Genomic DNA, 20857 nt, shown 5'->3' with positions numbered 1-20857 from the left:
GGATTTGGTTAAGCTGCATCTGGTTGGTTTTGTGGTGCAGCATCAATAAACGCATCAAGCTTATTACAGCGTTCATAAATGGCTGCTATCTTTGGATATGCGGTCATATCGACTTTGAAGCGATAAGCATTAAATACTTGTGGAATTAAACAGACATCAGCAAGGCTTAGTGTGTTACCTACACAATAGTCGTTATTACCATCAAGTGATTTTTCAATTTTTTCAAAACCGATTTCTACCCAATGACGATACCATGTATTTTTAGCATCATCGTCAGCACCAAGTTCGCTGCTCAAGTATTTTAGTACACGTAAGTTATCGATAGGGTGAATATCGCACGCGACGGCATAACATAAGTTACGAATTTGCGCTTTTTGCCAAGCGTTACCAAACAGTAATGGTGTTTGTGGGTGTGTTTCTTCTAGGTACTCTAAAATAGCCATTGATTGTGCAAGCACACCTTCATCGGTTTCAAGTGCAGGTAGTAAACCTTGTGGGTTTTTATCAAGGTACTCTGCGCCTTGTTGTTCTGACTTTAATAAATTAACGGTCACTAACTCATGGCTAATATTTTTTAAATTAAGCGCAATGCGCACTCGGTATGCGGCAGATGAACGAAAGTAAGTATACAGTTTCATTATTCTATTATCCTTGTGGGGCCGTGAAGTGTTTTTTAATTGTACGCCAGCAATCAGTGTAGTTTGGTTGGCGTTCTTTGCCTTCAAGGGCATATTTAGTTGGTGAAATAACATAACGAGATTCGAACATAAACGCGAGTGTATTGTCGTAACGTTGCGGCTCAAGCTCTGCGTTAGAGGCTTTTTCAAACACATCAGCTTCTGGACCATGCGGTGACATACAGTTGTGCAAGCTCATGCCACCGGGCACAAAACCATGTTCTTTAGCATCGTATACACCTTCAATTAAGCCCATAAATTCACTCATAATATTACGGTGATAATACGGCGGGCGGAAAGTGTTCTCTGCAACCATCCAGCGTGGTGGGAAGATGGCAAAATCAATATTTGCTACGCCTTCGGTGCCTGATGGCGAGGTTAAAACAGTAAAAATAGAAGGATCTGGGTGATCAAAACTCACCGTATTCATCACATTAAAGCGTGCTAAGTCGTATTTATACGGAGCACTATTTCCTGTCCATGCGACTACATCTAATGGTGAATGAGCGATATCACAACGGAACATATTCCCGTTAAATTTAGCAATCAATTCAAAGTCGCCTTCTTTATCTTCAAAGGCTGCGACAGGGTATTGAAAATCTCGGTCGTTGGCATATCCGTTAGCACCGACTGGACCGCGCTCAGCTAAAACATACGCATGGCCGTAGTTTTCGCAAATAAAACCACGCGCTGAGTCAGTTAATAATTCAACTTGAAACTTAATGCCGCGAGGGATCACTGCAATTTCGCCTGCTATAATTGTTAAATTACCGCACTCTGTTTTTAACAGCAATTCACCTTGTTGCGGTACAAATAACATTTCACCGTCGGCATTATAAAAATAGCGGTCAGTCATTGATTTATTAGCGACGTATACATGGATACCAATACCCGTTTGAGCGTTGGCACTGCCGTTTGCAGCCATAGTGATCAAACCGTCAATAAAATCGGTTGGTGTAGCTGGAATATCAATTGGGTTCCAACGCAGCATAGTTGGTGGAGTCGGTACTTCAGTGATGGGGGCTGTACGAATTAGCCCATTATCAATCGATGTGTAATCACCCTGTACAACAGATGGGCGAATGCGATACATCCAAGTACGACGATTATCAGCACGTGGCGCTGTGAACGCGGTTGTACTAAATTGCTCTGCATATAAATCGTATTTTACTTTTTGAGGACTAAACTGCCCAATAGGTAGAGCACCCGGTAAAGCTTCGGTTTCAAATTCATTACCAAACCCTGTCATGTATTTTAATTCGCTTGTCATCACTCGACTCCTTTGTGTTTTACTGTAAGATACTCTCAAGTGAGACTAAATTCAATCATCAAGCTTTTTATAAGTGTACATATTTATGAACAGTTAAAACATGGTTGTAAATTAATAGGAGATGCAGATTAATGGCACTCGATTTAGAAACCTTTTTACCCTACAGATTAGCTAATATAGCCAGTAAAATGAGTGAGGAGTTTGCATGTGTTTACCAACAGCAAAGTAATTTAACTATACCCCAGTGGCGTATTTTATTTAACTTAGCTCAACTTGGCCAAAGTCATGCAAAAGAGTTATGTATGCAAGCTTCTATGGATAAATCGACTGTATCTCGTGCGATAAAGGCACTCATTGATAAGCAATATATAATCAGTATTTTAAACCCTGAGGATAAACGCGCGAGTCTATTAGAGTTAACATCAGATGGGCATGAATTATATAAGCAGCTAGCACCAGATGCATTAGCATGGGAGCAACAGTTATTAGCAGTATTAGATGAGCAAGAATATCAGGTGTTACAACAATGCTTAGATAAGTTAAGTATTAAGCTAAACACGCCTTAATCATGAGTAAATAAAAAGCCCATCAAGGATGGGCTTTAGTTAATTTAAAGTGATATTACTCTAAATTAGAAAGTGTATTTAACACCAAGCTTAATTCTATATGTTGAATCTTCAGCTTCAAAAGTGAAATCATCATTAAGTGGTGCACCGATAATATATTGACCTGTTTCCGGATCAATATCCATCTCAACTACACTACGTGTTCCAAAATCTTGACGATAAACTTTACCTTTAGACGAATCGATTAGGTTTAGTACATTATCAATTACAAAATAGAACTCACCGCGGTGATCTTTTGTGAAGCCAGGAATTTCTTGAGATACATATAAGTCCATTGCAGTTACCCAAGGAGATTTCCCTTGGCTTCTATCAACAAATCCACCTGCATAGCCTGAAAGACCAAGTTCATTAAAGTGAGCAAGTACTTCAGCTTCAGTTACACCGTCTTCATAACGTACATTTGGATCGTTCGCTGTAGGAACGTAAGCTAGGTAGTTACCACCAAATGTAGACCCGTTACCTGAAGGCTGAATAAGATCTTGGTTAAAGAATCTACCACCAGTCAAGTTTTGAAGGCTTGCAAGTTGGCTATATGCTGAGCCAGAACGACGTTCAAAGAATAAGTTAAAGTTTGTTTTATAGTTTTCGATAAACTCAGTAGAGTAACTTAGACTTAATACAAACCTGTGTTCAGTTTCATAAGTTGATGTACCAATTTGCGTACGTTGATGATCACCAAAGTGGCCGTAACGGTAGTTACTTCTACCTGTAGATGAGCCTCCAGGGTTCCCTTCTGTTACATCTTGGTAAGTATATGAAGCATCGAATTTAAAGCCGTTATCCCAACCTTTAGATAAACCAGTGCTAAGAATAAGAGAACGTCCATCTTCGTCGGCATTTGTTAACATAATTTCAAGTTCACGCGTGTCGTAAAATGGTAACGCACCATCGATTGTTGATCCTACAACATCACCCTCTTGTAATAACGCGGCATTGATCCACTCAGCTGAGTTCTCTTTTTTGGTGTAGATTGCGGTCGTTGTCCAGGCAAAATTATCACCAATATATGGAATATCCAGAGTTACATCAGTATTTAGCATGTAAGTCCATTGCGAAGGGATATCAAAATTTGGGTCGATAAAGTTTGATGTTGAACCACGAGTACCTGAATTTATTGCTTCAATTGCTTCAGGTGTTGGTGTAGTTAAAACGCTTGCAGGTACCTCAACGCCTCTCGCACTATAGCTTTGCGCACTTACACCGTCATTTGAGTATGAGTTTGAAATCCAAACGTTCGGATTACCACCTGCATAACGTCCAACGCTACCACGAATAATAACATCGTCACTTAGGTTATATGTGAAGCCGGCACGTGGTAATAAAATATCTACGCCATCAAGGTTAAAAGTGTTATCAAAACCAGTGCGGTCAAGTACATCTTGGTTGAACTTTGGCTTATCGTCTGAGCCAAGACGTTCATAACGAAGTCCAAAAGACAGGGTTAGATCGTCATTGAAGTCCCAAGAATCATTGATGTATAAAGCAATATCTTTACGAGTGAACTTAGCTGCAACGGCTAAAGGGTTGTTGCCAATACCGTTAGAATAGTTATAGTTCGCAGCAATTCTTTCTTCGAAAGCTTGGATATTATCAAAAGACACAACACCTTTTGAGCCCGGTAAATATTGGTTTTCAATATCTAGTACATCATATTTAACACCAAATTCTAAAGTGTGCTCATCGAACAGGTAAGTACCATCTAATTTAAGTGAGAATAAATCATTTTCTAATGAATTAGAATGGCGGCTTTCATCAGAGCCAAATGAAATCGTTCCTGTATCGCCATCGCCATCGACATCAATATTATTAATTGATATATCGCCTAAGCCCAAGTTACTGTTAAGAGATACCTGACCAGTTTCTACAGACTTTTTGGTTACGCTAATTTGAGATGAGAACTCATCTGTCCAATCAGAATATAAAGTAGAGCTGAAGTTATTAAGTTTTTCAAATTTGTTATACCAGTGTGTATCTAATCGAAGTTCACGACTACTGCTGGTCATGTTACGGGTGTTATTGCCTTCATTATGCATGTAAACCAAATTTGCACGATGATAGTCATTGATATTCCAATCGATTTTAGCGATGTATTTCTCATCTTCTAATTGCGGTTGTGTATCGGCATTACCGATATTATCAACACCGTATACTTCACTTGCAATTTTACGAACGGCTTCTAAATCAGCATTTGTAATTAGTGTTTTATTCGTACCAATGCTTGATCCCGCAACACCGTACTCAAGTTGTTGAGGAGATTCGAATTTTTCATAAGCACCAAAGAAGAAAAGTTGATCTTTAATAATTGGAGCACCAAATGACACGCCATAGTTTTTCTCTTCAAAGTCTAGATCTAACTTTTTACCGTCACTCCCTTTAGGGCTACCAGCCCAATCACTGCTCAGCTTTTCATAGAACATATTACCATGAACTTCATTAGTTCCTGATTTAAACACTGCGTCAACATTACCACCAGTGAAGCCGCTTGATTTAGCGTTGACTGGTGCAACAGATACAGATACTTGATCTAAAGCATCTAGTGGGAAAGGATTACGCTGAGTTGGGTAGCCGTTATTGTTAAGGCCAAAGTCATCATTAAGGGGAATACCATCAACTGTGATAGAGTTTGTTCGCGGGTTTGCACCAGCGATTGTTAAAGAGCTGTCACTACCTGGTTGAACCACTACTAAAGGGTTGTTTCTTACAATGTCTTTTATGTCACGGCCAATACTCGGTACCGTTTTAATTGCGTCTTCGCCGAAGTATGAATCATTTGCAGATGAATTAAATAAAACAGCAGAGCCAGTAACGACGATAGACTCAATATTATTACTTGATAAAGTCTGGTCTAGTCGTCTAGTTTCACCAAGTGATAGGTAAACATCGTTGATTTGAACATCACGATATACATCTGAATCAATTGTAATTTTGTATGGACCACCAACGCGCAAGCCTGCTGCATTAAAAGTACCTGTGTCATTTGTTGTTACAACACGCTTTGTACCAGTAGGCTCGTGAATGATTATTAACTTAGTGTTTGCTGCTGGGCTACCATTAGGTCCAGATATTTGGCCTTTAACAGATGATGTAGTATCACTTGCTATTGCTGCGCTACTCACACCAACACAAGCTGCAATAGCGAGTGATAGAGCTGTTTTGCGTAGTTGGATTTTCATTATGTTGTTTTCCCGTGTTAAGGTTATATTAATGATTATTTAATTTGTGTTAGCGGGCATCTTAAGTGCATCTACTAACGGTTTTGCGGAATTGTCGAAAATTAAATTCAACAACCCAGAAAGTCTAATCCCGCTTTGCTGCAAACGAGTTTTTATAATTGGCATATTTGTATAAATATACTGATAGCTAATTTTTGTTTCATTTTTATTATAGATAACATTAGCTATATTGTTAGATTCTTCTAGCCACATTGCGGGTGTACTTTGTAAATAGTCTGCAATCAGTAGCTTATCGTTTGAATTTATAAAATGTGCAAATTCGGTATAAGATAAATTCTCATTTTCAATAAGCTTAGTATCCCATAGACTATGAAGATTGGTATCCTGCCCGAAGAATGTGACAGAAATATTATTACCGCCTCTGTCTTCTTTACGTCCTGCGTGAAATGGTTGGTGACTATCACCCACGAGGTGAACGAGAAAACGTAAGCTAAATCGCTTTGCATCGATGGAGCTTTTTTTATCTTTAAGTGTATTAATGGAAAAGTGTATACCTTCAAGAATATTAGTGACGGTATCTTTATTTAACGAGTGGTTGTGATTGTGAATAAAACCAGTTGTTGAGTCGGGTGCATTAATATAATGCCAGCGAGAAGATTTTTTTTGCCAAAATGCACTAGGGTCTGAGCGCATTTCATCAGCCCATGTTGATATTTGAGCAAGGCTTTCACCTTCTAATAATGGTAATAATGCTGATTGAGTTGTTGGAGTTAAATGTACCTCAGCAATTTGACCAATAATTCGATGTCCGTTTTGTCCCCAAGCTGATGCATTATGTGTTGTTAATAATAGACAGATTACTAAAAAACTATGAATTCCAAGTGTAATTTTGCTTAACATTTACCTGTTCCTAAAAATAATGCGGCTGCTTTGAGCAATGTATCTAGATGTAAATTGTCCTGATTTTGACAGAAATAGAAAGGACTCAATTAGATTCATAATTTCTTGTTCATAAATTAATTATTTCAATGGTTTATGTCATTTAAGTAAAATTACCTATTGTAATGAGTAATTAAAATTGTTCAAATAGATATATGCTTCGGATTGGATTGTAGAACTTTTGAAAATAAAACAACTCGCTTTACAACATAGTGCCTTTGTTACTGTTTTGTTACTGTTTTTTTTGCTAGTTTGGATTTGTGGAAAGTTCAGTGTAGATTCAGAGAAAAAAGAAATAAAACCATTAATACAAACGTCTAATAGCTGTCAGACATCTGCAGTACATAATAAAGAAAAGCTCATTGTATTTGCACCTTCAAAAAAAGTAGCCTCCACGTTAATTAACAGTTTATGCGGTGACTCTGTTATAGCAAAACAATTTGGTGAGGTTGTTGGTTTTTGGGGGTATAGGACAACAGATAGCATTGAATTTGTTGGTAAAGGAATTGCTGATCTGATCTTGGCAAAAAACAATATTATGTCTGCATTCAAAGCAGAATCTACTTATAATTATCAGCCGATTGTCGGCTTTCCAAGTTATACAGCTTTTTTTATATCTGCGAAAGAAAAACCTAAAGTAGATAAGCAGTACTTTTTCGGTAAACGTATTGGATTACTTGATTATCCAACAAGCCGCTCAGGGCATATTTTACCGAAGCAGAAATTCAAAGAACTAGGTCTTAATCTTGAAATGTTAGATATTACTTACGCCAGTTCCCATAATGAGTTAAGAGAGTTATTAGCCAGTGGGCGTGTAGATTTAATAGCATCGTTTTGGAAAGAAGAAGATCATGAGCATTTTTCGAAAAATTACATTACACCTATCAGCAATAATATAACAGGAACTCGTTGGTATTTAAAAATGCAGCACGAAAATACAGATTTACTCTGTGCTGTCCAATCACGTCTTATGACACTTTCAAAACAGCAGACATCACCATACTTTAATCATGCCGAATCATATTGGCATTGTTCCGCAGATGAGGTTGAATTTTTAGGAGACAAGGATGATTAAAAATAAACAATTTTCAATTATCACTTTGTGTGTTTTCGTCTTCTCATTATGCATATTTAAAGTATCTACTTATTTTAAACAGCTTGAAAGTACCGAGCTCGTTATAGCTCAAATCGAAAAACGTATTGCATTAGATTTACCTCGTCTTGATTTAACAGATGCATTTTTAAAGCACTCAGGTAATCATGAAGAAATTACACATTATATTAAACTGCTAAACAATGAACTGCCTACCGAGAAGGTTAAAGTCTATGCTATTGCTGATGTGATGTTATCGTCACAGGATTTAAGCTTTAAAACGGTTATTAAATGGCTTACAACGAATGATCAAAGTGTAAGTATAACTTTTTTGACTTATACGCCTTTATTCCTATTGAGTGACCTGTATTTTGTTATTGCTTTTTTTGTTGTTGCTTTATTGTTTGCAAGATGGGCAGATGTAATTAAATATTCATCGAGGCGCTATCTGGCGCTAAAAAAACAAAAAGAACAATTGTTGCCTAAAAATAATGCCAGGTTTGAAATTGATTTGAAAAATAAAACACTGGGTATGAACGAAGATAAAGCTATTAAAATTGCTCTAGCTAACAAGCCGTTGTGTTTTTATTTAGCACTAATCGAGTTTTGTATAGATAACCCTGATGTAACGCTTAACCAAAATAAAGATGTGCCAGTTGAGCTCCTTGAACTTGCTAATAAATATTTTTACCGTTTGATTGAGCTAGGTCATACAATTCGTAAACGACCTAATTTTACCAATAGTTTAGAAAAAACATTAAGTGAAATTCGTGCTGCGCTTGATGAAATACTCAGTGAGTACCCCGAGCTAAAAGATAAGTATTACCCGCCAAAAGCACATGGAGAAGGATCCCGTTCGCGGCTTCATAGCTATGGGCTAGTCAATATAAAAGCAGATGACATTGTTGTGATCGGTAAATAGTAGAGGTGGGGTTGACTATGGTCAATTTGAGATTTCAAGTTGACCATAGTCAAAGTCGGTTATTTAGGTGAAAATTCCGCAGCATTTACAGGGCTGTACTCACTAAAAAATCGTTTTAAGGCTTGTGCATCAGTTTCCTCAGTGCTTACAAAGCCCTTTAAATCTGTAAGGGCGGGGTAGCCATCACCGCCTGAAGCATTGTAGCTATTAAGGCTCATTCTGTATGTTTTCGTTTTATTTAACTCTTTACCGTTTATCATTACGTTAATTAGAGAATCATTATTACGCTCAAAGCTTAGCTGATGGTATTGCAAATAAGCGCCAGAGTCAGGCGGAAAACGCGTTACAATATCAAGATAGTCCCATAAATCTTGACCTTGCCAATCCATATAAGTAATGCGGTTTTTAAACGGGTGTACTTTTAAAATATCTTTATAGCTTACTTCACCTGCCGAAATGCTGTCTCTAACACCGCCGCCACTAATAAGGCCAAAGTCTGCGTTAACACTGTTCATTTGTGCTTGAATAATGACGCGCGCCAAATTAGTTTGCTGATAACGGACTTTATTACGATCGCCTTCTAATTTTGCATTAACAAAGCCAATTTTCCCCTCGATTTGTTTCGCTCCTTTAGCTTGATACGGTGCTAAAAAGCTCTTCAATTCAGGGTTTGGTGTAATGTATTCGTTTGCTAACTCGGGAACAGTTATACCATTAGCGTTTACTTTATCTATGTATAAATTAACTGGCAGTAGTTCATAGTTGATTAACGTAAGCTGTTTTTTTTCAATTTTGAACATCGCCTTACCAACGTACTTGCCCCATTCGTGGGCTTGCATTATCCAAGTACCATTTTGTTGGTCTGGCTTGCATGCCATGCCTGGTTTAAAGTTGTCATCACTTTTATTATCAGCAGTCATACAAATTGGTTCTTGTGAATGACCCCCAATAATCATGTCTAAGGTGCCATGAGGTAATGAGCGTGCGAGGGTTACATCGCCAGGAGCGTTAATACCATATGAAGCATCAACATAGTGACCCATATGGGTGACGGCAATCGTGATATCTGGTTGATATCGGACTTTAATTTTTTGAGCTACTGCTTTGGTTATTTCAACAGGCTCTTTAAATTCAAGGCCACCAATAAATTGGGGGTTACCAATTTTTGCTGTATCGGTTGTGGTTAAACCAATAACAGCGATTGTTAATCCTTGTTGCTTGAAAATTTGATAGGCTTGAAAAGCATTTTCTCCAGTCTTTTTATCGAAAATGTTCGCCGACAGCAGAGGGAAATTAGCCCATTGTTGTTGTTGTTTTAAAATGGATAAAGGATTGTCAAATTCATGATTGCCAAGGGCCATTGCATCATAACCAATAAATGACATACCTTTAAAATCAGGTTCTGCAAATTGCAAGTCTGACTCCGGTATACCTGTATTAATATCACCGCCAGATAAAAGTAGTACGGCATGACCCTGAGCTTTTGCGTCATTTCTAAGTTGGTCAATCAATGTTTTACGTGCGGCCATACCATATTCGCCTTTTTCATTGTGCCAAAAGCGACCATGATTATCATTGGTATGTAAAACAGTGAGATATTGAGTTTCGGCTGCTGGTTTTTTTTGAGTTGGGGTATTGTTATTACTACATGCACTGATGCTCAGTAATAAAAAGAGTGTAATAAATACGCGCATAATGTGACCCGTGTTGTCCATATTTGCTGGTGATTAAGCGCGTAGTTTAACCTAGTTTGTTTTTAAAATAACGTAATTATTCTAATTCAAATGTAGTTTCTGCAGTTAATTTTCCTGTTGCAGCAAGTTGGCGTCTTTGTAACTCTTGATGTGCAAACGCTGATTTTTCGTGATTATTACCAACCATCCAGTTTAAAAAGCTGGCGGGCAGTTTGGTGTATGGTTCGCCTTTGTGCAATCCAAAATCACAAATATGCTCAGTAGTGTATGACATTGCTTTGTATCCTGTTACGACTAGTTTTTATTATTTGAGTAATACTAACAAATAAGAAATAGCCTGTTCAGACGATTTAGACTTAAGAAGAACCTAGTTATAACATGAAAGAATAAAGAGATAGTGTAAGGCTCTGCAATCAAAATGTAATTAAGTTGTAATCAAACTGCTCTTATTTGTATAAACAGGCTCTTAGCTATCGCTTTCGCTGCAAAGGTTTATTATCATTTCATAAATGTTAAATAATTAAAATAAATTTGGGAAACATAACAAAAATGAAAAAATTATTACTATGTAGTTTATTAGCCGCAGCATCTTTTAACAGTTATGCGACGGTTGTTGAAATGCAAACATCGCAAGGGACTATTAAGATAGATCTATTTGATCAACAAGCCCCTAAAACAGTCGCTAATTTTTTAAAGTACATCCAAAGTGACGCATATAATCAAACGGTAATACACCGTTCTGTTGATGACTTTATTATCCAAGGGGGGGGCTTTACTTATAATGAGGGTTTTAAAGCAATCACTACATCTGCTGCTGTTCAGAATGAGCCCGAACTGTCTAATGTTAAAGGCACTATTGCGATGGCAAAACTTGGTAGCAACGAAAATAGTGCAACCAGTCAGTGGTTTTTTAATTTAAAAGATAACAGTGCAAATTTAGATATACAAAATGGTGGTTTTACGGTTTTTGGCCAAATAAGCACTGACAGTTTTGCTGTGCTCGATACCATTGCTGAGTTAGTGCATTGTGGTGAAGTACCCGTTGTCAATGTGACTAAAGAACAGTGTGCCAGCACAGATACTGTACTTACTACAGCAAACTTAGTATCTATAAATAGTGTTGTAGTATTAGATAACGATGAAAATTCATCAGTTAATTTAAACCCAACTAAAAATACACTAATAGATACAGTTGAAAAACCATCGACGGGTGGCTCAGATGGAGGCAGCATGGGCTGGTTATTACTCCCTTTATTATTTGCTGGTTTTAAGCGTCGTCGCGCAGCATAGCCATCCAAATTTTATGTATATTTTGCTATCAGGTTTATTGATAGCAAAATATAAAAATGCTCGTTACATCAAAAAGACGTGTGTAACTATTTGAATCCACATAGCTAATACACATAAACAACTGACTAAAAAGCTATAATAACGCATCTTTACGCGATTGCCTCCCAAGTGAATTATACTGTGTATTATTCGTGAAATTACAAAGCACCACGCCAATACAATAAGTACATATCCCGTAGCATTGAGTTGTAAAGCCGCTAAGCTGGCCACAAAAAACAATACGGGCATTTCAAATTGATTAACAAAGTTACGACCTGCTACATGAACATCATCACCGGCTTTATCTAATTTCATAGTGACAAAGTCTTGCATCGAGATTGTCTTATTACGCGCAGCGCTAAAGCGGCGACGCCCCATAATGATCATAACCGCAAACGTCAGCAATACCTGACAAAACATAGCGAGCAATAAATATTTTTCCATTGTTATTACCTCTTATAATTACAGTCTCTTAAGCCTAACAGTTTGTTTTTACAATTCACAATGTGTTACAAAGTATTTATGAAAATGATTGCAAGCCCTGTTGGGTTTACCGATCATACTCACAAGACAACAAATATGGATTATATTCCCGTTATGAAAAAAATTATTACTTTAAGTGCCATTGCGCTAGCTGTATTAAGTGGTTGTGGTACAACAACGACGCCAGTTCAACAGCAAACCTCTTTGTTATCAGACACGCTAGTTGTCAGCCCAAATGATAACCGTGAATATAAAACACTCAAGCTTGCTAACGAAATCGAAGTAATTTTAGTCTCTGATCCAAGTGCTGAAAAATCAGCTGCAGCATTAAGTGTTGGTGTAGGTCTATTACATGACCCAATGAGCCAGCAAGGTATGGCGCATTATCTAGAGCACATGCTGTTTTTAGGCACCGAGCGTTACCCTGACACAAAGGGTTATTCTGACTTTATGACCAAAAATGGTGGCGCGCACAACGCGTACACTTGGCTCGATATCACTAATTACATGTTTAAAGTAAATAACGATGCCTACGATGAAGGACTTGATCGTTTTGCTGATTTTTTTAAATCACCAAAGCTTTACCCTGAGTATACAGACAAAGAGAAAAATGCCGTCAATGCAGAATGGTCAATGCGTCGTGAAATGGACTTTTTTGGACAGTTTAAACTTGCCCGTAAAATGATGGGCGATCACCCTGCAAACCGCTTTTTAATTGGTAACCTTGAAACATTAGGCGATAAAGAAGGCAGCTCACTGCATAAAGAAACCGTTGATTTTTATAATAAGTATTACTCTGCAAATATTATGAAAGTGGCGATGATTTCGAATCTTCCACTTGCAGAAATGGAAGCGAAAGCACAAAAATATTTTGCTGATATTGAAGATAAAAAAATTGATAAACCCACTGTTACTAAAAAGTTAGACTTTGATAATGTTGGCGGAAAACGCGTACATTACGCACCAAATGAAGATGTGAAGCAGCTACAACTAGATTTTACAATTACAGATAATAGCGATGAATTTGCTGTTAAACCAAACCGTTTTGTCGCTTACTTACTTAGCAACGAGATGCAAGGAAGCCCAGCACAAATTTTACGTGATAAGGGCTGGGTATCACAACTTTCTGCAAGTAGTTCACCGACACATTATGGTAACTATGGCATGCTTTCGGTTGATATTCAGCTGACTGATGAGGGCATGAAAAACCGCGAAACAATTGTCGCGACTATTATGCAATATATTGACTTGATCAAGCGTGAAGGGGTTGATAATAAATACTTTAATGAGATCCGCACGTCGCTTAATAATGAATTTAAATTTTTAGAAAAAGGCGATGAATTTGGGTATGTTAGTAACTTAGCGGGCAGCATGCAAGATTACCCGCTTAATCATGCTATTAATGCGCCATATCATTATGCACAGTTTGATGCAGATGCAATTAATGAAGTACTTGCACAATTAAATGCGCAAACACTGCGTATTTGGTACACCTCACAGCAAGAAAAAACGGACTCAAAACTGCATTTTTATGATGGTAAATACCGCATAGCAGAAATTGGTGAAAGTGAAATTGCTAGCTGGAACAAACCAAGTGAATTTGCCTTAGCATTACCAACAGTTAATCGTTTACTTCCAGAGAGTTTTGCAATTAAAACCACGCAATTTAGCGAGCAAAAACACCCAGAACTTACATACGATAAAAACGGTGTAAAAGTATGGCGTCAAGCGAGCCAAAACTTTGCAGAGCAACCAAAGGGCCTTGTAGAAGTTTATTTAAATACTCCTGATGCACTTGCGGATATTAAAGCGAAAGTGTTGTATTCAGTATGGGCAGATTTATATAATCTTCAGCAAAGTAAACTCAGCACTGAAGCAGCTGTAGCCGGTATGAGTGTTGGCCTTGAAGACAGCAATGGCCTTATTTTGTCAATGAGCGGCTTTACAGATAAACAAAATGTTTTACTTGCGCAGGCACTTGAAAGCATAGATGTACAAGTAGCAGAGCAAGGTTTTGCTCAAGCACTCGATCGCTACCAACGTGATTTACTCAATGCACAAAAGCAGTTCCCTTATTACCAAGCTTTTGGTGAATATTCAAAACTAGTACGCACTGGTAGTTTTGATACGGATGCATTGATCAAAACAGCCCAAACACTGACGATTGCTGATTTTGAAGAACTAAAAAATCAAACGTTTAGCCGCAATGAACTGCGTGTATTTACTTTTGGTAACTACAATCAACAAGATGTTGAAGCAATTGCAAAAGAGCTGACGGCAATATTACCGAAAGATCATAAGTCAACGTCATTTACGCGCAGTAAAGCGTGGTTACCGCAAGTAGGTGAAACTATCGTTTTACAAAAAGATATAGATGTGGCTGATGTTGCCATTATTGATATGACAGTTCACCCAATTGCAGGTTATAAGCAAAAGGCGCAAGCACAAGTATTGCAAGATCATTTTAGAACTATTGCCTTTGATAAGATGCGCACAGAAGAGCAGTTAGCCTATGCTGTTGGCGCACTTGCACGTTCAGTTGAAGATTACTCAGCAATAGGTTTGTTTATCCAAACCCCTGTTAAAGGGCCGAAAGAGATGCAAGCGCGTTTTGAAGCGTTTAAAAAACAGTATGCAGTGGAGCTTGAAGCCATGAGCGAAGAGACCTTTGCGCAGCTTAAAAATGCCACACTTGTCTCGTTAAAAGAGCAGCCTAAAAACCTTAGCGATGAGATGGGCCCGCTGATTGGTGATTGGTTCCGTGAAAACTTTGATTTTAACTCAAAACAAAAGTTAATTTCAGAGGTCGAAAAGGTCACACTTGCTGATATTAAAGATTACTACAAACAAACCATGCTAAACCCGCAAGCTGCACGTTTAAATGTGCAATTACGTGGTAGTAAATTTGCAGATACTCCATTTGCCGATCTACCAAAACAAACACTGGTTACTGATTTAAAAGCGCACTTTAATGGTATTAAACTGCAAAAGTAACTAAGTAGTTTAAGCGTTAACTTACAATGAGCCCAAGCAATTGCTTGGGCTTTTTTGTAGAAAAAAAAAGTTGCGAACCTTTTACCAAGCTAAACCGTCTTGTAAAAAAGAGATAAAGGAATTGCATGAATTCGACGCAAATAACGCTTACTGTTATTAATGCACAGCAGGGCGATGAGCTAGCTTTTAACTCATTATGTAACTGTTTATACAAACCAAGCTTTCTCTTCGCGATGAAATTGAGCAAGCAGACGGATTTAGCAAAGGATATTACGCAAGAAGCGTGGGCTGTAGTGGCAAAAGATATTCGAAAACTAAAAGAGCCAAGTGTATTTAAAGCGTGGCTATTTAGAGTGGTGTATCACAAATTTATAGATACAACCCGACAAAGCAGGGGCTACGAAAGTTTTCAACCAGATAAGCATGAACAAACAAGAGATATAACAAGTAGTAATGAGCAATCGATTGATTTACTCAAACTAATAAATAACCTGCCGGATAGTGAGCGGCACAGTATCTACTTATTTTATCTAGAGCAAATGTCAATTAGTGACATCGCCTTAATAACGGATGTAGCGGTTGGGACAGTTAAGTCACGTTTGCATCGGGCAAGAGCTCAGTTGGCAGTATGGTTAAATGAATAATTGGAGAGAATGATGATGAATATTGATGAAAAAATTAAACATAGTTTGCAAGCAGAGCAACACAATTTAGAGTCTATTTTAGAGAGTGATCCAGGCTTATTTAAACAACTAATTGGTATATATAAGGGAAAAATGCGACTTTGGACTATTCTAGGGACGTTTTTCGCTTTTATATTCACTGCCATTTTTATATTATCAGCTTATCAATTTTTTAACTCCGAGCAGCAATTGTTTTGGGCAGTGTGTTTTGTGAGTAGTTTAATGATGCAAATTGCAATAAAACTGTGGCTGTTTATGGAAATGAACCGACAATCGATAATGAAAGAAATCAAGCGAAGCGAGCTTGAAATTAGGCTAATTCTCAGTGAGCATTTTACCTCCAACAGTCAAACCTAAGCTAAAATGTAAAAGGAAAATGCAATGCAGTTAAGATCTCTAGGTGTTAATACTAATAGCTTCTTGTTACTGACTCTCTCTTTATTGTTTGCTGCAAATGTTAAAGCAGCATTTGTAAAAGTGGGAGAGTTTGAGTTGCAATATGAAATTGCAGGCAGTGGTAAGCAAATTGTGGTTTTAGAGGCAGGTGGTAGCGCAGGGCTAGATGATTGGAACTCGGTTTTTAGTTCCATAGCTGAACAAACTAAGGTTATTCGATACTCGCGTGTTGGTAATGGTAATTCAACTGCAATTAAACGGCATTTCACTTCAATGGATTATGCACAGCATCTGAGCGAATTCTTGTTGGCGCTGGATATTTCAGAGCCTATAGTATTGGCTGCACACTCTTATGGCGGCAGTGTTGCGCGAGAATTTGCCGCAAAATACCCACAGCAACTGAATGCTTTACTTATGCTCGATCCTTCTTCTGAGCACGATGTAGATATACTGCGTGCCATAAATCTAGAACAGGGTAATAAAGAAATCGCACAAATAAAACTAAGTGATATGGCAAATGGTATGTCGAATCAATATTTAGATTTTTGGAGTAAACGGCCCTTACCAGACTATCCACAGATTAAAGATATACCTGTCACCGTTATTGCGTCAGTGCGCAAAATGGCTGAACCGAGTAATTTGTTTTTTACAGACAAGGGCCGAATAATGTGGGGGGAGATATGGCAGAATTGGGCTGCTGAATTTCCTCAAGGACGTAGTGTATTAACAGAAAAAAGCGGTCATTTTATTCAAAATGATGAACCTATGCTGGTGCTTCGAGAGTTAAAACGAGTAATGAAGATGTTGGATGAGAATAAGCAGCCATGATTTTAAAGCTATTGAAGTTTAAATAGCGTTTAAATTTACAGGAATGACTATGACTTATGTACTTTGGTTTTTGCCGCTATTGTTTTCTGCTTTTAGTTATAGCAATACATTTACTGATGGATTGGCAAACGCCGCAAATGATAGAACACAACACAATGTACGTTACGATGGCGCATATCATCGAATTGCGTATCCAAATGGTGATGTTCCCGCCAATATTGGCGTGTGCACTGACGTGGTTATTCGTAGCTACCGTTCACTGGGGATTGATTTACAACAATTAGTGCATGAAGACATGCGCGATAACTTTTCTTCTTATCCTTCAAAAAGAATATGGGCTTTGACTAAGCCCGATAGTAATATCGATCATCGCAGAGTGCCCAACTTACAAACTTTTTTTAAACGTCATGGCACTGTGCTGCCGATTACGAACAATGTTGAAAACTATAAAGCGGGTGATATTGTCACCTGGATCCTACCAGGTAACCTCCCGCATATCGGCATTGTGGTAAACACATACGCAGTAGATAATAAAACGCCTTTGATAGTGCATAATATCGGATCAGGGCCGCAGCGAGAAGACGTATTGTTTCGTTATAAGATCACCGGACATTACCGGTATGAGCCCGTAGTTAATTCGATAGTAGGTATCTGGAAACATTCAGAAAAGCCCGCATGGCTAGAGATCACATTTGCAGCGGATGTAGGTGGAATTACAGTAAAGCGCCATGATGACAATTCGAACGCTGTTGGGTTAACAGTTATTAAGGATGTTATTGCAGCAGCTAAGCAAACCAATTTGTCTCAGGAGTTACAGTGGCAGGGAAAAATGTTTTCAGCACAGGTAAACGGCTACATTGATGTGAGTTTATTTTTAACTAATTCAACTACACTTGAAATCTATCAAAGTACAGACTTAGATAAACAAGTAAATATACTTACGTTAACGAAAGAACATGATTTTTCGACTCTTTAAGGGTAGCTAAATGCAAGATAGCGTTAAACAAAAATTTATGACGTACCCTGAAAGTATCGCGGTTGTATTACATGAAATTAGAGACTTAATTTTTCAGGTAGCTGCGCAGGATGGTATTACTACTGTCGAGGAAGCTTTAAAGTGGGGTGAGCCAAGTTATATCGCAAAAAGTGGTTCAACAATAAGATTCGATTATAAAGAAAAAGCGCCGCAGCAATTTTGTATTTACTTTAATTGTAAAACAAAACTAATCGATACCTTTAAAGAGCTATATGGCGATACCTTTGTCTATCAAGGAAACCGTGCTTTGGTGTTTGAGCTTGATCAAGCATTGCCGAACAAGGAACTTGCGCATTGTTTGTCGTTGGCTTTGCGCTACAAAAAAATAAAGCACCTGCCAATGCTAGGTGCTTAAATTTAATTTGAGTATTATAAGCAGTATAAAGTTTATTTAGCTCTTGCAGCGCGTGCAGCGTGGAGTTTTTTGTAGCTGTCAATTAAACGCTGATGACGCTCTAACCCTTCAAGTTGCATGTTGGTCGGTGTTAAACCGTAGAACAGCACATCGCCATTGATTGAACCTACCACGGCATCCATTACTTCTTGCCCAAACATGCGAGTGAAGCTATGAATGTAGTCTTCAATTTCTAGGTCTTCACCTAGTGCCACTTCGAGTGTGGCGTGCATTGCTTGATAAAATAACCCGCGCTCAACCGTGTTGTCGTTAAACTGTAAAAAGGTTTCAACTAATTCCATCGTTGCTTCTAAATCACCTAATGCTAAATAAATAAGTAATTTAAGCTCTAGGATTGTTAGCTGGCCCCAAACTGTGTTTTCATCAAACTCAACACCAATTAGAGTGATAATATCTGTGTAGTTATCCAGCTGGCTTTCTTCAAGTCGCTCTACTAAATCGGCTAGTTGATCTTCATCTAAACTGTGCAGGTTTAAAATGTCTTCACGGTATTTAAGGGCTTTGTTGGTGTTATCCCAAATTAAGTCTTCTACAGGGTAAACTTCTGAATAATCAGGCACTAAAATACGACACGCGGTGCCAATATCTGAAAACTCCGCTATGTAGGCTTCTTTACCTAAGTCTTTCAAGATGCCGAACAGACTTGCAGCTTCTTCTTCGTTAGTGCCAGAAAAATCCCATTCAACAAAGTCATAATCATGTTTAGCACTGAAAAAACGCCATGAAATTTTACCGGTTGAGTCTATAAAGTGTTCAACAAAGTTTTCAGGCTCAGAGACGGCCATACTGTTAAAGGTAGGTTTTGGCACGTCATTTAAACCTTCAAAGCTGCGTCCTTGTAATAGCTCCGTTAAGCTGCGCTCAAGAGCGACCTCAAAACTTGGGTGCGCGCCAAATGAGGCAAATACACCACCTGTTTTTGGGTTCATTAGGGTAACGCACATAACCGGAAATTGACCGCCTAACGAGGCATCTTTAATTACTACAGGGAAACCTTGCTCTTCTAAGCCTTTAATACCGGCAACAATAGCTGGGTATTTAGCAAGTACTGCGTCTGGCACATCTGGTAATACGAGTTCTTGCTCAATAATTTGGCGTTTAACTGCACGTTCAAAAATCTCTGACAAGCACTGCACTTTAGCTTCGGCAAAGTTATTACCTGCGCTCATGCCATTACTTAAAAATAAGTTTTCAATTAAATTTGAAGGAAAGTACACGGTTTCGCCGTCAGATTGACGAACATACGGAATTGAGCAAATGCCGCGTTCAACATTACCTGAGTTAGTGTCGATAAGGTGTGAGCCACACAGTTCATCTTCAGGGTTATAAATACTCAGTGTATAGTCGTCTAAAATACCTTGTGGCAGTGAGTCATCATCAGTGAGCTTAAACCATTTTTCATTCGGGTAGTGCACAAACTCACTGTTGGCAATTTCTTCACCAAGAAATTGATCATTATAGAAAAAATTACAGTTTAAGCGTTCAATAAATTCGCCTAGGGCTGAGCATAATGCGCTTTCTTTACTTGCACCTTTACCATTGGTAAAACACATTGGCGACGCCGCATCACGGATATGCAATGACCATACATTTGGTACGATATTACGCCACGATGAGATTTCAATCTTCATGCCTAGGTCAGCTAAAATTGCGGTCATATCAGCAATGGTTTGCTCAAGCGGTAAATCTTTACCTAAAATAAAGGTGTTTCCGCTACCTTCAGGCTTTGCCATTAGCATGGCCTGTGCGTCATTATCTAAGCTCTCTACCGCGTCGATTTTAAATTCAGGCACAGTTTGAATAACGCGCTTAACTGTACAGCGATCTACTGAACGTAGGATACCGGTACGGTCTTTTTCAGAAATGCTTTCAGGCAGCTCTACTTGAATTTGGAAAATTTGGTTATAACGATCTTCAGGATCAACAATGTTGTTTTGCGCAACACGAATACCATCTGTCGAGATGTCACGGGCATTACAATACACTTTTATAAAATACGCAGCACATAACGCAGATGATGCTAAAAAGTAGTCAAATGGACTTGGCGCAGAGCCATCGCCTTTATAACGAATTGGTTGATCTGCGATCACAGAGAAATCGTCAAACTTGGCTTCTAGTCTGAGGTTGTCGAGAAAATTAACTTTAATTTCCATTAAATAGTTCCACTTAAATGCGCACTGACAAGTAAGTTTAGCAAGGGCTAAAAAATTACTTAGTGAGTGTATTAATTATATGGATGCAATTATCTGCTTTTTCAGCCCTTACATACAAGTAATAGTCTTGGCTTAGTTAAAATAAA

General features: G+C 38.2%; 17 protein-coding genes and 1 pseudogene. 10 read left to right on the top strand and 8 right to left on the bottom strand.

What is annotated here, in order from left to right:
- Nucleotides 1-8: 8 nt before the first annotated feature.
- Both maiA and hmgA read right to left on the bottom strand, forming a co-directional pair.
- Entirely contained in the window at nt 9-638 is a 630-nt protein-coding gene (gene maiA, locus HJP15_RS09595) for a maleylacetoacetate isomerase (protein WP_170173621.1), read from the bottom strand.
- 7 nt (nt 639-645) lie between these two features.
- The gene (gene hmgA / locus HJP15_RS09590; RefSeq protein ID WP_170173620.1) at nt 646-1947 is read right to left on the bottom strand and encodes a homogentisate 1,2-dioxygenase; all 1302 of its coding nucleotides are present in this window, start codon (nt 1945-1947) and stop codon (nt 646-648) included.
- Nucleotides 1948-2078: 131 nt separating this feature from the next.
- Here hmgA and HJP15_RS09585 point away from each other — a divergent pair, with 131 nt between their 5' ends.
- Nucleotides 2079-2513, top strand: a complete 435-nt coding sequence (locus HJP15_RS09585; protein ID WP_064435966.1) for a MarR family winged helix-turn-helix transcriptional regulator — start codon at nt 2079-2081, stop codon at nt 2511-2513.
- Between the two features lie 65 nt (nt 2514-2578).
- Here HJP15_RS09585 and HJP15_RS09580 read toward each other — a convergent pair whose 3' ends face one another.
- Both HJP15_RS09580 and HJP15_RS09575 read right to left on the bottom strand, forming a co-directional pair.
- Nucleotides 2579-5746 carry a TonB-dependent receptor domain-containing protein gene (locus HJP15_RS09580; RefSeq protein ID WP_054205958.1) on the bottom strand — a complete coding sequence of 1056 codons (3168 nt, stop codon included), beginning with the start codon at nt 5744-5746 and terminating at the stop codon, nt 2579-2581.
- Between the two features lie 39 nt (nt 5747-5785).
- On the bottom strand, nt 5786-6646 hold the full coding sequence (locus HJP15_RS09575) for a S1/P1 nuclease (protein ID WP_054205959.1): 861 nt from the start codon (nt 6644-6646) through the stop codon (nt 5786-5788).
- A 220-nt stretch (nt 6647-6866) separates the two neighbouring features.
- Between HJP15_RS09575 and HJP15_RS09570 the strand changes: the two genes are divergently transcribed.
- Both HJP15_RS09570 and HJP15_RS09565 read left to right on the top strand, forming a co-directional pair.
- Nucleotides 6867-7760, top strand: a complete 894-nt coding sequence (locus tag HJP15_RS09570; protein ID WP_212760659.1) for a type 2 periplasmic-binding domain-containing protein — start codon at nt 6867-6869, stop codon at nt 7758-7760.
- Nucleotides 7753-8700: a hypothetical protein gene (locus HJP15_RS09565; protein ID WP_054205960.1), complete on the top strand. Its 948-nt coding sequence runs from the start codon at nt 7753-7755 to the stop codon at nt 8698-8700. The genes HJP15_RS09570 and HJP15_RS09565 overlap by 8 nt, the downstream gene beginning before the upstream one ends.
- A 59-nt stretch (nt 8701-8759) precedes the next feature.
- Here the strand turns inward: HJP15_RS09565 and ushA are convergent, their stop codons facing one another.
- Nucleotides 8760-10394: a bifunctional UDP-sugar hydrolase/5'-nucleotidase UshA gene (gene ushA, locus HJP15_RS09560; protein WP_170173619.1), complete on the bottom strand. Its 1635-nt coding sequence runs from the start codon at nt 10392-10394 to the stop codon at nt 8760-8762.
- Nucleotides 10395-10470: 76 nt separating this feature from the next.
- The gene (locus HJP15_RS09555) at nt 10471-10668 is read right to left on the bottom strand and encodes a hypothetical protein (protein WP_054205962.1); all 198 of its coding nucleotides are present in this window, start codon (nt 10666-10668) and stop codon (nt 10471-10473) included.
- A gap of 275 nt (nt 10669-10943) precedes the next feature.
- Between HJP15_RS09555 and HJP15_RS09550 the strand changes: the two genes are divergently transcribed.
- The gene (locus HJP15_RS09550; RefSeq protein WP_064435972.1) at nt 10944-11684 is read left to right on the top strand and encodes a peptidylprolyl isomerase; all 741 of its coding nucleotides are present in this window, start codon (nt 10944-10946) and stop codon (nt 11682-11684) included.
- A gap of 63 nt (nt 11685-11747) precedes the next feature.
- Here HJP15_RS09550 and HJP15_RS09545 read toward each other — a convergent pair whose 3' ends face one another.
- Complete coding sequence (locus HJP15_RS09545) at nt 11748-12167, bottom strand: MAPEG family protein (RefSeq protein WP_170173618.1); 420 nt, start codon at nt 12165-12167, stop codon at nt 11748-11750.
- Nucleotides 12168-12320: 153 nt separating this feature from the next.
- On the opposite strand from HJP15_RS09545, the gene HJP15_RS09540 reads away from it, so the two are divergent.
- From HJP15_RS09540 to HJP15_RS09515, 6 genes and pseudogenes are all read left to right on the top strand, one after another.
- Nucleotides 12321-15200, top strand: coding sequence for an insulinase family protein (locus tag HJP15_RS09540; RefSeq protein ID WP_170173728.1), 2880 nt, complete (start codon nt 12321-12323; stop codon nt 15198-15200).
- 125 nt (nt 15201-15325) lie between these two features.
- Nucleotides 15326-15844, top strand: a complete 519-nt coding sequence (locus tag HJP15_RS09535; RefSeq protein WP_170173617.1) for an RNA polymerase sigma factor — start codon at nt 15326-15328, stop codon at nt 15842-15844.
- A 9-nt stretch (nt 15845-15853) separates the two neighbouring features.
- Nucleotides 15854-16240: a DUF6768 family protein gene (locus HJP15_RS09530; RefSeq protein ID WP_249365828.1), complete on the top strand. Its 387-nt coding sequence runs from the start codon at nt 15854-15856 to the stop codon at nt 16238-16240.
- A 24-nt stretch (nt 16241-16264) separates the two neighbouring features.
- Complete coding sequence (locus tag HJP15_RS09525) at nt 16265-17107, top strand: alpha/beta fold hydrolase (RefSeq protein WP_170173616.1); 843 nt, start codon at nt 16265-16267, stop codon at nt 17105-17107.
- 49 nt (nt 17108-17156) lie between these two features.
- Nucleotides 17157-17735 (top strand): annotated as a pseudogene (locus tag HJP15_RS21900) (DUF1287 domain-containing protein); the annotation flags it as partial.
- 358 nt (nt 17736-18093) lie between these two features.
- On the top strand, nt 18094-18498 hold the full coding sequence (locus HJP15_RS09515; RefSeq protein WP_170173614.1) for a DUF1801 domain-containing protein: 405 nt from the start codon (nt 18094-18096) through the stop codon (nt 18496-18498).
- A gap of 32 nt (nt 18499-18530) precedes the next feature.
- On the opposite strand, the gene HJP15_RS09510 is transcribed toward HJP15_RS09515, so the two are convergent.
- Nucleotides 18531-20711: an OsmC domain/YcaO domain-containing protein gene (locus tag HJP15_RS09510; protein ID WP_170173613.1), complete on the bottom strand. Its 2181-nt coding sequence runs from the start codon at nt 20709-20711 to the stop codon at nt 18531-18533.
- Nucleotides 20712-20857: the final 146 nt, after the last annotated feature.

This window comes from Pseudoalteromonas sp. NEC-BIFX-2020_002 (assembly GCF_013002825.1).
GTDB classification, from domain to species: domain Bacteria; phylum Pseudomonadota; class Gammaproteobacteria; order Enterobacterales; family Alteromonadaceae; genus Pseudoalteromonas; species Pseudoalteromonas neustonica.
This window is presented reverse-complemented; position numbering and strand designations above follow the sequence as displayed.